Here is a 12,581-nt window from a genome sequence, read left to right on the forward strand (position 1 = left end):
TTATCAGCCTTCGAGATGGAATAAATCAATGCTGCAATTTTTCGCAGACCAAATTGATCAGATGGATTTGGCGCTGGACCAGCTAGCAATGCACGATCGAAACTTCGACCGTTTCGCGCTCATGCTTATCGACAACGTAGTTGAACTCACACTCCACAAATATGCACAAGACCGTTTTTATGAAAACGACATGTGGAAACGTTTCTCTAAACCAAGTACTGACCCAAAACTTGTAGCTGCAGCTCTCGGACAAAATTTTGATTCAAAAATAAAGCTCGCTAGAATAAAAAAACTTATACAGCCGGCCACATGCGATAGCATCCAATATTTACATATTTTTAGAAACACTGCATATCATCGCGGACTTCGTCATGATGGAATACTTCACTCACTTGCATTATTTTACTTCAAGAATGCGTGCACGGTCCTTTCCAGTTTCTCACCCTTGATATGGTCATCAGGTAGCGGTGACAAAATTTCTCATCGCGCAGCCAAATATATTGGGAAAATTGACTTTTTTATGTCCCGACTCACCTTCGACTCCGCATGGAAACGGTTAAGCGAAGTTGCTGAATCCATGAATGACACGATGATATCTGACCTTCACTTTGACATGAAAGAAACAATCGAGCGCACCGACAGTTCGCTTATCTTCTTAGAAGAATACGAATTCGGCTCTCCTAAGAGCCGTGCATCTATAATAATCGATTGCCAAGTTTGGCCCTTCATTAATAGTAAAGCTGGTAGAAAATATGCCGAGGACAACAACATAACAATTAACAACACTGGTGACTACATTCAACAAATTGCCTCCAGCTACCCATGGCCAGTCAAATCAGATCCGCTCCCAAGCTGGATGAACCGACTCGACTCCCTTGCCAGAGAGAAAGACTCAGATGCAGCACTAAAAAAATATTGTGACTTCATGAAGCAAACAGACGAAATCCGTTCGCACATCAGCGAAGCTGAGTCCCAGCTAGACGCTCACATCCAAAACATGATAGATGCCCATCGTGACAAATAACCATTAACCACCCATCTACAACAGATACTGTAATCACATACAGCACGCAGGATAGAAAGCGGAGGATCAATTTTCTGGGGGAATTACTCAAAAAAGAGTTATAGGGCTTTGGGCCTGTCCTTGTGGTGTCTGGCAGGCATGCGAACTAAAACTTTACCACCGGATAGCAAAGTGCAATGTTCCATAAAGAGAACCATTGCTAAACTCTATCAACAAATAACGGACAGCACGTTCTTTTTTTACAGCCCCGGTTGCGATCCAGGAGATAAAATTGAAATCAGCATGGATTAACCCAGCCTACATTTCTGAGCTTGTAAATACAATTCGTGATTGCTACAGCTTAACCTCAGACGGCAACGTCAGCTATAAAATTCAAGCAACTTTTTTCTTCGACACAATATTCGGACTAATCAAACACAACCACAAACTTGACGAAAACACTTTACATTCGACCCTAAAAGAAACAATAGACAGGTGTTATAAGAAAAACAAAATCTCCAACCACAACGATTTACTTTTAGAGTTTGACAAACTTTGCAATCTGAAAACAAAAAAACAAGAAACATACAAGCTCGCCACACAAATCAACATTAAAAACATTTATAAACTACCAACAATCAACATAAATGACTGCCGCATTAGCTTTCACAACACCTTACCTAAAAAATACTACACAGCCAGAGATTACGAACTAACACGCTACGAGGAGCGCGATTTTAAAAACCAAGAATCCTACACTTTTGTCTGCATCACAACCCGCGCTGCTAACACAGAGCACGCCGTTAATAACGCAATCGATGCGTTAAGCTGCGTCAGAGCGCTCCTGCAAATCGGCTTTAAGAAAAATCGCCAATTAATCACAACTTCAAAAGAGCGAGAATATCCCACGAAAAGCGTAGTCCAATGCGGCCAAGTTCACACACTGCATCATCTGAACGGCAAGAGAGCCGGAGATGGCTGCTGGATCAATCTATCGTTTGAGGACAACCCAGCACTGACGCTAAAATCACCTCCCAAGACTCTGGAGCATTTGAGAAAAAACGTCTCTCGACTAAAAAAATGCCCATATATCACAGCTACGATTTCCGCACTCATTAACTATATCGACGCCAGAGACCGAGCAGACCCCGAGCTTAGATTCATGAAGCTGTGGTCAACCCTCGAAAGATTAACTATGACTCACGAGTCCGCAGCGCTGATAAAAAGAGCATCATTTTTCTATCAAGATAGAATACTCCATCAAGCAATATTAGAGTCATTACGAACTTCTAGAAACACTCATATTCACGGGGGACACCCTCCAGTAAATATTGAGTTGAAAAACTTTCAACTCTGCGCATTCATCGAACACCTCCTAATCTTCTTTATTACAAATCCATTCAAATTTTCAACCACCGATGATATTAAAAATCTAATTTCTCTTCCAACACAAGCCATAAACTTAAAAACACAGATTGCCATGCTCAAAACGGTTCAACGATTTATCGGAGAGTCTCCCCGTTGAAATCCTTTATCGCTGCTCTGGGCGTACCAAAAAATGCCCTAACAATGATTAGAACAATTCACCCAACGCTGCTGGCTCCCAATTCATGATTATCAACTCGCCACTAACCTCAGCCTTCCCCTGCCGCTGGTTGGTGGTGGTGTAACGGATGTCCAAGGTTTCGAAGTGGAAGCCTTCAAACACGCGGCGGATGTCCGGGTGGTCGTTGATGCTGACCATCACTTTGCCTTTGCAGCGGCGCATGAAGTCGGCCATTCGTTCGTAGTTCTCGAATGGAAAGTCCACGCCATAGCCGGCGGTCTGCCAGTAAGGCGGATCCATGTAGTGGAAGGTGTGTGGACGGTCGTAGCGTTCAGCGCATTCAAGCCAAGGAAGATTTTCGACGTAGGTACCGGACAGGCGCTGCCAAGCGGCCGAGAGGTTTTCCTCGATCCGCAACAGGTTGATGGCCGGGGCAGTCGTCGCCGTGCCGAACGTCTGACCAGAGACCTTGCCGGCAAAGGCATGGTGCTGCAGGTAGAAGAATCGGGCGGCGCGCTGGATGTCGGTGAGAGTTTCGGGGCGGGTCATTTTCTGCCATTCGAACACCTGCCGCGAACTGAGCGCCCATTTGAACTGGCGCACGAATTCCTCAAGGTGGTTTTGCACGACGCGGTAAAGCGTGACTAGGTCGCCGTTGATGTCGTTGAGGACTTCGACCGGCGATGGCTGGGGCTTCATGAAGTAGAGCGCGGCACCGCCGGCAAAGACTTCGACATAGCATTCGTGTGGCGGAAAAAGCGGAATGAGGCGGTCGGCCAGGCGACGCTTGCCGCCCATCCAAGGGATGATGGGTGTAGACATTGAGAGCAAGACCTTTACTGTATAGATAAACAGGTGCTAGGCTCGCCGCGCTTTGTGCACGGAGCAAGAGCCTTGGCTGGACTTGCAGGGACCATCTGCAGGGACGGCGGTCGATCCGGATGTTGACGCATCCGGACCGGCCGCTCTTTTTCACTTCGGTGTTGAAACTTCTTTGGCGTATGCCTGACAGGCCGCGAGGGCAATCAGCCCCCGGTCGCCGTCATCGGTGACGCCGATAATTCGTTGAGCATGCGCTGGGTCAAGTTCGGCTCTTGTGGGGCCATGAACCACGCCGCCGGTGGCGGTGGCGGTGGCGGTGGCGGTGGCGGCTGACACCGATCCGTTGCCGGCGCCGGTGGTGGCGTCGAGTAGGACTGACAGGCGCAGATCAGCAGTGGCAAGGCGGTCGCGCAGGCGACCTTGATCACGTTGGGCATCGCTCATGGCTCGGTAATGGGTTTGTTCGCTCGTAGCCAGGCGCTGCTCGAGCGCGAGACGTTTGTCTTGTTCGGCACGCTGCTGCGCGGCCGAGTCTAGGACCTGTTGATTGAGGGTCTCGGTGTGGAGGCGGGCCTGCTCTGCGAGCTGTTTGCCGTAGCGCCAATCCTGGACTTGCCAAGTAATGGCCGCGGAACCACCGACAAAGACGACCAGCAGCACGCCTTTTGCCAGCAGCCGATACGGCGCCGGGATCAGTTCGCCGAGACGCATAGCACCGCCCTCGCCCGCCCCCACAACTCCAGCCGATCCTGCAGGCCATTGAGGCCGCCGTTGATCCTGCGGGTGATCGTGTTGAATTCGTTTTGATCGGCCAGCGCGTTCAGCCCATTCACCGACCAGAACCATGCAGCCGATTCGGCGGCCCACTGCGGCAGCTCCAGCAACTCAGGCGTGCGCAGCAATCGCTCGTCACCAAACAGCGCCAAGCTGCAGCGTAGGTAGTTGTCGTGGCCAGTGACCTGGATCAGGCCGCGACCGCGATAGCGCTGGCCATCACCATCCGCTGCCGGCGTGTTGCCCAGTTTCGCAGCCAGGCTGCCGGTGTCGTATTTGCTCAGGTACTGGTCGCCGCCCAGTTCCCGCACGTACTGCAGCTGACCCGACTCGTGACCGACTTGCGCCAGGAACGCGGCTTGGCGTTTCGGCGTAGTGATCTGTCGATGGGCCATAGCTGCGTTGAGGGCGGATACAAAAACGCCCGCTTGGCGGCGGGCGTTGGGCATGATGCTTTGCAGCTGTTGTTCAGTGATGGACATACAAACTCCAGACGTAAAAAAACCGCACTCAGGCGGCGATGGGACGCGGCTATTGCTTCTCGATGTTCACAACCTTGAGCGGTGGCTTAGCCTCTTTCTTTTTCTTGCCCTTGGATTTACCAGCTTTGCCGGCGTTGCATTCGACCGTGGTGGACCAGCCGGACTGGGTGAACACCTGCTCGACCGAATCCGCCAGATACTCGCCATCAAGCCCGACCTTGAAGCCCTGGGCGAGAATCGGCCGCTCGGCGAAGAGGTCTGTTCGGCCGGGCATCTCAAATCGCACGTCGGCGGTCGATCGATTGAACGCTGACAGACGGGCCTTGGCGGCCGCTTCGGCGGCGGTCCTGTTCGGGTAGATATGGCGATCGGTATGCACCGCCGGCAGACCGTCCGGGGAGTCATCGTTGTCGATGGTGACCACCTCCAGCTTGCCGTCCTTTTTGTTCTGGTGCTTGGTCGAAACCGCCTTGTGTGAGTTGCGATCGCCGAGACTGAATTGCCAGCGACTAAGGTCGCGACGGGTCAGGGTGACGGCGCCAAACGCCTTACCGCTGGCCGTCTGGCCACCTTGGCGCGGCATCACCAATAGTTTGCCGTCGGCGACCTTGGCCGTGCAGTCGTACTGTTTGGCCAGCCGGGTGATGAAATTAAAATCGGACTCGTTGAGCTGGTCGACGCGGGCGACCTTGGTCGACACCGGACACACCGGCGTCCAGCCATTGCGCGCCGCGACGTCAGCCACGATCTTCGACAGCGGCACGTCTTCCCAGCTTCCGCTGCGGATGGTTTTGCCACTGCCACGCATATCGCTGGCCTTGCCCTTGATCACGATGGTATCGGGTGGGCCTGATACCTCGACGGTGTCCACGGTGTAGCTGCCCATGCGCGCCAAGGTCGTTTCGGCATAGCCCAGGTAAATCTCGATAGCGCTGCCACGCCGTGGCAATTTCACCTGACCATCACGGTCGTCGATACGCAACTCAAACTCGTCGGACTCCATGCCCGGCTTGTCAGAGGTGCGCAGCAACAAAAGACGATCATTGATCTTGGCCGTGACGTCGGCCCCATCGGCGACAATGCGAAACATCGGGGTCATGGATTTTTCCCAATAAAAAACCCGCACAAGGCGGGTCAGAAAAACAAGATGCCGTTACGCGTAACGCGACGCGGCGCCGGCGAAGGCATCGCCCCGAGTCAATCCCACAAGCTGACGCCTTCACTGGTCGGGCTGGGCAGATCCGGCAGGACGATAATCACGCCCGACCGGAACGGCTGAGGCTCATCAGCCAGCCCCTGATTGGCATCAAGCACAGCCTCGACGCTGCCATTAAGATGGCCGTAAGCGTTGTTGCAAATGACATCGAGCATGTCGCCGTCAGACGTCCTGCATGTCGTCGCCATAGCGCTCAAACTCCAAAGTGAAGCCCTGTTTTCGAGCAATCCCGCCGTGGAGCAGCGCGGACTGTTCCTCGTTGATGTTTTTCAGGCACCACGTTCCGATCACCTCGCCATACCCCGTGGTCAGGGTCAGCGGTTGAAGCCTGGCCCCGATGGAACGCAGCGTATCGAGCTGCTTTAAACCGCCTTTGAAGCCCGGGTAGATCGTGCCCTTGAGCGTCAACTTTTCATCGCCCATACCGATGGCCTGCTTCGCCGGCCTACGCCTCAGGCGCTCCTGCGAAGCCCAGCGGAATTCGGTCGAACGGCTCAGCTCATCAAAGGCCGCCGTGTCCAAGTTGAAGTAATACGGCTCAATCTTCGGATCGCGCGGCTGAATGATCATCAGGTGCGGGAACGGCTTCACCGCCTCCGGCGCCGGCGTGGCATCCACGGCAAAGGAACTGGTGGGCACGATGTTGGCCAGCGCCGGGCTGACTTTGCCGGCGACGTTGTTGATCGCCGTGGCCGCCTTGCCCGCCTGTTCCTTCAACGTCCCTAGCCGCTCCTGCACCTCGGCCGCCGCCCGAGTGGCGCGGCCGTACACCGCCACCACCTGACCGACCTTGGCTTGAGCCGCATCGACGCCGCGCATTACCCGCTGAAGTTTGGCGCCGATGGCCGGCCCGACAAACGGGATGTTCTCCAGCTCGGACGCGGCACCGGTCAGTTCGCGGATAGCACCGTTGACCGGGCTCAGCATGCCATCCGAGCTACGCCGCCCGGTTTCCGCCGCCTCCACCAGATACTTCAGACTTGATTGCATCTGCTCCATGTAAGCCATGAAACCTCCTTACACATGGGGTTCGTCGTACAGTTTGGCAGCGTTACTCTTCGCCGCGTCCGCCATCATTCGCTGCATGTGCGGCATCACTTCACGCGCCAATGCTTGCGGGTCTTTGATATCGCCCTGCACCGTGACAGGCATGCTCAGCGAATATTGAAATTGCTGGTCCACCTTGGTAGGCACCGGTTTCTCCGGCTCTTTGGGCTGAATGGCCAGCGCTGCCGACTTGAGCGGCGCCGTCACCGCCATCGAGCGCGCGACATCACCCAACACCGGGCCTTGCTGCGCCGCTGAAGCCATCATGAGCGGCGTTACTGGCACCGGCGCCTTTGCCGTTTGCTCGGGCTTTTCATCCTCGCCGCCGAACAGCGACTTACCTAACGACCCGCCCAGCGCCGCGCCGCCCTGAGTGCCCAGATAGGCGCCAATCAAGCCGCCGATAGCCGTGCCGATAATCGGCACCACCGAACCAATGGCCGCGCCTGCTGCTGCACCTGCCATGGTGCCGGCCAGATTGCCAGCGGCCGCGCCGTAGCCCTCGGCTTTTTCGTCCTTGGTCTTGGCGTTTTCAAATGTCTCGTAGGCCATCGCTCCAGACTCCAGCAGCGTACCGCCCGGAATCATCTTGGCGACTTTGCCGACCTTGCCAACGGCCTGCACAACCCCACCCAGCTTGGCCATCGTCCCGGCCGGGACAGGTGGCACCGGCGGAATAGGCGGGCGCGGTACGGGAACGGGCGGGCGCGGCCCCGGTGGACGCGACAGCGGTCGACGCCGTGAAGCACCGCGCCGTGATCCGCGACCACGCCGGCGAGACTCGCCTTGAACATCTGCGCCACCGGAGCCGCCCAGGGCGCTGGCATTGACGACGAAAACCTTCTTGACCGCATCGTCACCGCCGCCCGCCTCGCCCTCCCCATCGCCGCCCGAAACGGCTTCTTGGGCCAGCGACACGACTTTGAGTCCGGTAGAAACCAGATCGAATTTCCCGGGCTTCTTGTCGTCACCGGCATCATCGGCGCCATCTGCCGGCGTGCCCTTGAACGCAGCCACAGCCTTGAGGCCGGTTTCGACCAGCGACAACGCTTTGCCGGTCTTGCCCTTGGGCTCGGCATTACCGCCGCCGTCGCCATCCTCGGCATTGGTCACAAAGACCTTTTGCACCTCACCGGCCTTGCCCTTGCCCAAGGATCCGCGCGCGATATTGAGCAACCCTTTGCCCATCTTGAAAGAGCTATACAGACCGGACAGCCCTACCAGCGCAGCACTGACCAGCCCGATCCCAGTCACGACACCGGGCGAACTGTCCGACAGCGAAGTGATGCCCTTCGCGACCTTAGTCAACGACTCTGCGACGACGTCCGTTACCGGCCGCAGGGCATCGCCGATGCTGCGCATGGCGTCATCCATCGACTGGGCCATTTCGGCCCACTTCTGCGACGAAGACTCACGCCGTTCGGCGAGGTTTTTGTCGAGGATCCCGGATGCCTCACGCGAATCATTTTTAAGCTGGCTGTACAACGCCTTGTTCTGCATGTAGGCCGACAGCGCGGCCTTGACCTGCATGTCAGCGAACAGGTCGCCAGTGCGCAGGGACTCCTCCAGCGAGGCCATCATGGCCTTGGCCTTTTCTGGATTAGCTTCCTTGCTGATTTTCGACGTCGCTTCGGCCATGGCAGCCGCGCGCTTTGGATCGGTCGCCTGAATGTATTTCTGAGCCAGCGCCATACTGGTTTCGAGGGTCGACATGCCGTTTTGCAAACCGGTCTGCATCGATCCCTTGTAATCAATACCGGCTTTTTCGTAGGCCTTGACCGTGTCGGTCGAGCCGATTTTGCCCATCCAGTTCTTCAGGTTGTTGGCCGCTTCGTCCGAACTACCGGCCTGTTTCATCTGCACCTGCAGCATGGCGCCCAATTGCGTCACCGCGTCCAAGCCGGTGATGCCGTTGCTGGCCATGTTGGCCAGCAGTTCCGGGAACCACTTGGCCATATCGGCCGCTTCAAAGCTGCCCGCCTGACCTTGGTAGGCGATCGCCTCCAGCGCCTGCTGCATCTGCTTGGGGTCGGTGATCTTGGCGTTCTGTCCCAGGGCGTTGATCATCTTCGCCGTGTCGACACCGCTGGATCCCTGCCCCACGACAAACTTGGCCGCGACAGGCGCGTACTCCAGCGCCTTGCTCAGGTCCATGCCGGCGCCGACCAACTGATTGACCACGTCGGCCACGTCGTTACGCGCCATGCCGGTATCGCGCGAGGTGTCGATGATCTTGCGCGACATCTCCTGCTCTTGCGGCTTGTTGGCAATGCCGGCCTTGATCGCGATGTCCCGCACGATCGCGCCAAAATCAGCGCTGACCTTGGTCGGCACCGCCAAGGCGCCTACACCCACCACCGCCGCACCGACGGCGCCTTTCATGCCCTTTACGCCCGAATCAATCTGCTGATGCCCCTTGGCTTTCAGCTCGGCTTTGTTGGCCGTCTGCCCCATCGAGCGATAGGCTTTTTCCAGCCGGCCGACCTCGATCCCCTGCTTTTTCAGGCTGTCGAGGTTTGAGTTCAAACGGTTGAGTAATTTGGACGCACCGGCCGCGCCGGTGTCGTGAGCCTTCTTCCATTCTTCGCGCAGGCGGATGGTGTCGCCAATCGTGCGCTGCAGCACGCGCGCTTTATTGCCTTCCGCCTCAAGGCGTTTGATACGCCCGGTCACATCTTTGAACGCGGCGCCGACCGTGGAACTGACGGCGCCGCCGATCACCAGCCCGAGGGCGATTTTGTTTGCCATGTGATGGCCCCCATCTGCCCAGCACTACCCAAAGCGGCTCAATCCGTGAGCCACCACACCATTTCCGCAAACGGCATCGACTGGATCTCGGCGGCGGAAAATCCCGTTTCCGCCGCCAGACGTTTCGCCGCTGACTTGATAACGCTGGGGTTAAAGCCCGTCGTCGTTGTCCATGCGAAAATAGCCGGCCTGCAAGCGGTTAAAATCCACCAGCTTCAGCCCCTCCAGATCCGCCACCGACGCCCCGGACAGCGCCGCAAACAACACCAGCTCGCGCTGTTCATCGTCGCCACTGACCTCACGGTTGGCGGCACGCACGTCGCCCACGGTCGGCGAACGCAAGGCCAGCTTGTCGACCGTCACGCCGTTGATTTCGCTCGGGCACGACAGCGTCACCAGCACCTGATCGGTGGTCAGCGACAACCATGCCGGCATCGACTTCGAATAATCGGTTTTAGGCACCAGGTGCGAATACGCCGCCTGCACGCGGCGATAGTCGGCCAGCTTGAGGCCTTCCAGATCCTTCAGTCCGACTTCCGCCAGACCGGCGAACAGCATCAGTTCGCGCTGTTCGTCATCCCCGTTAGCGGCACGGTCAGCCGCGCGCACTTCACGCACGGTAGGGTTGCGCAGGTTCAACGTCTCGACGTCGATGCTATTGGCTTGGCTTGGGCGGGTCAGCGTTACGACGGCACCGACTGCACTGAGCGACAGCCAGGCCGGCAGGTTTTTAGCGATTGCTTGAGTCATCTGGATCTATTCCTTACAGGCCGAGCGCCTGGCGCACTTCGAGGAGTTGGTCTTTGCCGTCGATCACCTGAATGCCGGCGAGCATGTCGATCTCGTACATCAGGCGCCCGTCGATTTCGAGCTTGTAGTACGTGACCGCAATAGCGTGTTTGATCTCGGCGGCGTCGCCCGCTTTCCAGTCGCCCATGTCGACCTCTTTGAGCCGACCGCGCAGGGTTGCAACGACCGCTGTCACCGCGCCCTTTTGGCCCTTGAAGGCACCACGGAATGTGGCGTTGAAAGCCGTGCCGTCAGCCAGGCCGAAGTACTTCAGCGACTCGCGGCGCACGCCCTTGGTGACAAACGAGGCCTCCATTTTCTCAAGCCCTTGATCCATCTCGATGGGGCCGGCCATGCCGCCCCCTCGATACTCGTCAGTCTTGGTGGTCAGCTTGGGCAGCGTCAGGCTCGGCACGTCGCCGGAGAAGTTCACGCCGTCGACGAACAGGTTGGTGTTGTACAAAGTCTGAGGAATCATTTGCTACGCCCCCTTAGGCTGCTTCAAGCACTTCGGTCATCCACTGATCGGTGACTTCGAAAAGGAAATTCGGGTTTTCTGCCGGCGGCACATCGGTGAAACGGATGCGCCAATACACCTTGCCTTGGGCGATCTGGCTGGCCGTGTTCAGTTCGGTGTCGGGGAACACTTCAAAGTTGATGATTGCGCCCTGGGCTTTCAGGTCGCGCATGAATGCATCCAGACCGTTGGTGACATCGGTCACGTAGGTCTTGGTGATCGAGCGGTCGACCGCCCACTTGTGCCCGGCCTGCACCGCGTCCATGAGGATGAACAGCGTGCGGACGCGGGTGACGAATGCCCACTTCGGATCACTCGACAGCGTGCGGTTGCCCCAAAGGCGATAACCGTCATCGCGAATGATCGTGGTGATATTGGCGTTGTTGAGCAGGTTGGCTCGGCACGTCTCGTCGCCGTCCAGGTACTCGACCGCGCGGCCGGTGCCGGTGATGCCAGTCAATTCCTTGTTCGATGGCGATGCCCAGAAGCCGTATTCGGCATCCGTCCAGGCAAACAAGCCCGCCGCCCAAGCTGAGCCGGGCGCGTCGACTGTCGAGCTGGTGACGGTGTCCCAATACTTCACACCCGGGTCGACCATGTACAGGTTGCGACTGCCGAAGTTATCGGCGTAGGCCATGGCGGCCTCATCGGTCGTACCCGGGCCGTCGATGATGCCAATCGCGCGCAGCTTCTGCGCCACGCTGTCGATGGCCGTGGCCACCGCCTGAGTAGCGGTATGACCCGGAGCGATCAACAGCCGCGGCTGTGCGTTGAACAAACTTTTGCCGTCAATCAACGCCTGCAAGCCGGTACGCTGACCCGAGGCCAGGACGCCGCCGATGATCGCCGAGGTTTGCAGCGCGACGTCTTCCAACTTGGGCACGCCAATGGCGACGATCACCGCCTTGGCTTTGACATAGATCGCCTTACACGCCTTTGTGATCGCCGAGTCAGCGCCGAAGGCCGCAATGGCTTCGCGCTCGGTGGTGATCAATTTCAGTTCGCCGGCCTTGGCCGTACCGCCGCCGAGAACGCCGGGGGTGAAGGTGTCGCACAGACCAATGATCGAGGACGACGGCAGCGAGATGGTGCGCGCGCCAGTGTCGACCGAGGTGGTCGTGACGCCGTGGAAAAAACTCATAAGGTCAGTCTCCAGAAACGAAAAAGCCCCGCATAAGCGAGGCTGTGAGGGTGTTCGTGTTACGCGTAACGGAAAAGAAAACGCCCCGTCAGTGCGGGGCGCCTATTGGGTTTGGTTGGCCACCCATTCGGGGGCGAGTGGCCTGGACTCTTCAGACGGAAAGTCAGGGGTCGCCGGCCAGTCACGCAGTGCTTTGATGTACAACAACAGCTCCGCGTACTGCTCTGCATTGATCGTTGTTTCTTCACTGATTTCCACTTCGTCACGGTGTCGATCACGTAGCCAGATCACGCGGACAATTTCAGCGTCTCGCCAAGCCCGAGCTACATCCAAATCTGGAGAAGTCGAAAGCGGCGCAAGAAAGTCCACATAACGCGGATCGTCCAACGTGACCGTCCCTTGAAAGGGATAGATTTCACTCTCTTGCACGCAACTAAAAACATCAGCAATCCGCGTTTCTTCAGCGTCAGAGAACCGAACAAAAATAGTTTCCATA

At 57.0% G+C, this 12,581-nt stretch carries 13 protein-coding genes; 2 read left to right on the forward strand and 11 right to left on the reverse strand.

All coding sequences use genetic code 11. The features are described from left to right. The first annotated feature begins 28 nt into the window (after positions 1-28). Both AC0Z5Z_RS10980 and AC0Z5Z_RS10985 read left to right on the forward strand, forming a co-directional pair. The gene (locus AC0Z5Z_RS10980; RefSeq protein WP_485611051.1) at positions 29-1,024 is read left to right on the forward strand and encodes a hypothetical protein; all 996 of its coding nucleotides are present in this window, start codon (positions 29-31) and stop codon (positions 1,022-1,024) included. A gap of 271 nt (positions 1,025-1,295) precedes the next feature. Then, positions 1,296-2,528: a hypothetical protein gene (locus AC0Z5Z_RS10985; protein ID WP_485611052.1), complete on the forward strand. Its 1,233-nt coding sequence runs from the start codon at positions 1,296-1,298 to the stop codon at positions 2,526-2,528. A 48-nt stretch (positions 2,529-2,576) separates the two neighbouring features. On the opposite strand, the gene AC0Z5Z_RS10990 is transcribed toward AC0Z5Z_RS10985, so the two are convergent. The 11 genes from AC0Z5Z_RS10990 to AC0Z5Z_RS11040 form a co-directional block, all read right to left on the reverse strand. Next, positions 2,577-3,371, reverse strand: a complete 795-nt coding sequence (locus tag AC0Z5Z_RS10990; protein ID WP_485611053.1) for a DNA adenine methylase — start codon at positions 3,369-3,371, stop codon at positions 2,577-2,579. A 150-nt stretch (positions 3,372-3,521) separates the two neighbouring features. Further along, positions 3,522-4,082, reverse strand: coding sequence for a lysis protein (locus tag AC0Z5Z_RS10995; RefSeq protein ID WP_485611054.1), 561 nt, complete (start codon positions 4,080-4,082; stop codon positions 3,522-3,524). After that, the gene (locus AC0Z5Z_RS11000; protein ID WP_485611055.1) at positions 4,064-4,627 is read right to left on the reverse strand and encodes a glycoside hydrolase family 19 protein; all 564 of its coding nucleotides are present in this window, start codon (positions 4,625-4,627) and stop codon (positions 4,064-4,066) included. The genes AC0Z5Z_RS10995 and AC0Z5Z_RS11000 overlap by 19 nt, the downstream gene beginning before the upstream one ends. Before the next feature lie 49 nt (positions 4,628-4,676). Then, positions 4,677-5,726 carry a phage late control D family protein gene (locus AC0Z5Z_RS11005; protein WP_485611056.1) on the reverse strand — a complete coding sequence of 350 codons (1,050 nt, stop codon included), beginning with the start codon at positions 5,724-5,726 and terminating at the stop codon, positions 4,677-4,679. A gap of 98 nt (positions 5,727-5,824) precedes the next feature. Beyond that, complete coding sequence (locus AC0Z5Z_RS11010) at positions 5,825-6,031, reverse strand: tail protein X (RefSeq protein WP_485611057.1); 207 nt, start codon at positions 6,029-6,031, stop codon at positions 5,825-5,827. Then, positions 6,006-6,851, reverse strand: a complete 846-nt coding sequence (locus AC0Z5Z_RS11015) for a phage tail protein (RefSeq protein ID WP_485611058.1) — start codon at positions 6,849-6,851, stop codon at positions 6,006-6,008. Before AC0Z5Z_RS11015 ends, AC0Z5Z_RS11010 begins: the two co-directional genes overlap by 26 nt. A 9-nt stretch (positions 6,852-6,860) precedes the next feature. After that, positions 6,861-9,638, reverse strand: coding sequence for a phage tail tape measure protein (locus AC0Z5Z_RS11020; RefSeq protein WP_485611059.1), 2,778 nt, complete (start codon positions 9,636-9,638; stop codon positions 6,861-6,863). 150 nt (positions 9,639-9,788) lie between these two features. Further along, a complete protein-coding gene (locus tag AC0Z5Z_RS11025; protein WP_150688861.1) occupies positions 9,789-10,388 on the reverse strand; it encodes a phage tail assembly protein in 600 nt (199 codons plus the stop codon). A 13-nt stretch (positions 10,389-10,401) separates the two neighbouring features. Further along, positions 10,402-10,905: a phage major tail tube protein gene (locus AC0Z5Z_RS11030; RefSeq protein WP_485611060.1), complete on the reverse strand. Its 504-nt coding sequence runs from the start codon at positions 10,903-10,905 to the stop codon at positions 10,402-10,404. Between the two features lie 13 nt (positions 10,906-10,918). Further along, positions 10,919-12,085, reverse strand: coding sequence for a phage tail sheath subtilisin-like domain-containing protein (locus tag AC0Z5Z_RS11035; protein WP_485611061.1), 1,167 nt, complete (start codon positions 12,083-12,085; stop codon positions 10,919-10,921). A gap of 102 nt (positions 12,086-12,187) precedes the next feature. Then, positions 12,188-12,580: a phage tail assembly chaperone gene (locus AC0Z5Z_RS11040; protein WP_485611062.1), complete on the reverse strand. Its 393-nt coding sequence runs from the start codon at positions 12,578-12,580 to the stop codon at positions 12,188-12,190. Between the last annotated feature and the right edge of the window lies 1 nt (position 12,581).

The organism is Pseudomonas sp. 1L-E-NC-VB-C3 (assembly GCF_057291535.1).

Bases quoted from the DNA above. Each gene is read 5' to 3' on its own strand.
- AC0Z5Z_RS10990 (WP_485611053.1), bottom strand. From the start codon at position 3,371: ATGTCTACACCCATCATCCCTTGGATGGGCGGCAAGCGTCGCCTGGCC.
- AC0Z5Z_RS11025 (WP_150688861.1), bottom strand. From the start codon at position 10,388: ATGACTCAAGCAATCGCTAAAAACCTGCCGGCCTGGCTGTCGCTCAGT.
- AC0Z5Z_RS11030 (WP_485611060.1), bottom strand. From the start codon at position 10,905: ATGATTCCTCAGACTTTGTACAACACCAACCTGTTCGTCGACGGCGTG.
- AC0Z5Z_RS11000 (WP_485611055.1), bottom strand. From the start codon at position 4,627: ATGTCCATCACTGAACAACAGCTGCAAAGCATCATGCCCAACGCCCGC.
- AC0Z5Z_RS11015 (WP_485611058.1), bottom strand. From the start codon at position 6,851: ATGGCTTACATGGAGCAGATGCAATCAAGTCTGAAGTATCTGGTGGAG.
- AC0Z5Z_RS11020 (WP_485611059.1), bottom strand. From the start codon at position 9,638: ATGGCAAACAAAATCGCCCTCGGGCTGGTGATCGGCGGCGCCGTCAGT.
- AC0Z5Z_RS11040 (WP_485611062.1), bottom strand. From the start codon at position 12,580: ATGGAAACTATTTTTGTTCGGTTCTCTGACGCTGAAGAAACGCGGATT.
- AC0Z5Z_RS11010 (WP_485611057.1), bottom strand. From the start codon at position 6,031: ATGGCGACGACATGCAGGACGTCTGACGGCGACATGCTCGATGTCATT.
- AC0Z5Z_RS11005 (WP_485611056.1), bottom strand. From the start codon at position 5,726: ATGACCCCGATGTTTCGCATTGTCGCCGATGGGGCCGACGTCACGGCC.
- AC0Z5Z_RS11035 (WP_485611061.1), bottom strand. From the start codon at position 12,085: ATGAGTTTTTTCCACGGCGTCACGACCACCTCGGTCGACACTGGCGCG.
- AC0Z5Z_RS10980 (WP_485611051.1), top strand. From the start codon at position 29: ATGCTGCAATTTTTCGCAGACCAAATTGATCAGATGGATTTGGCGCTG.
- AC0Z5Z_RS10995 (WP_485611054.1), bottom strand. From the start codon at position 4,082: ATGCGTCTCGGCGAACTGATCCCGGCGCCGTATCGGCTGCTGGCAAAA.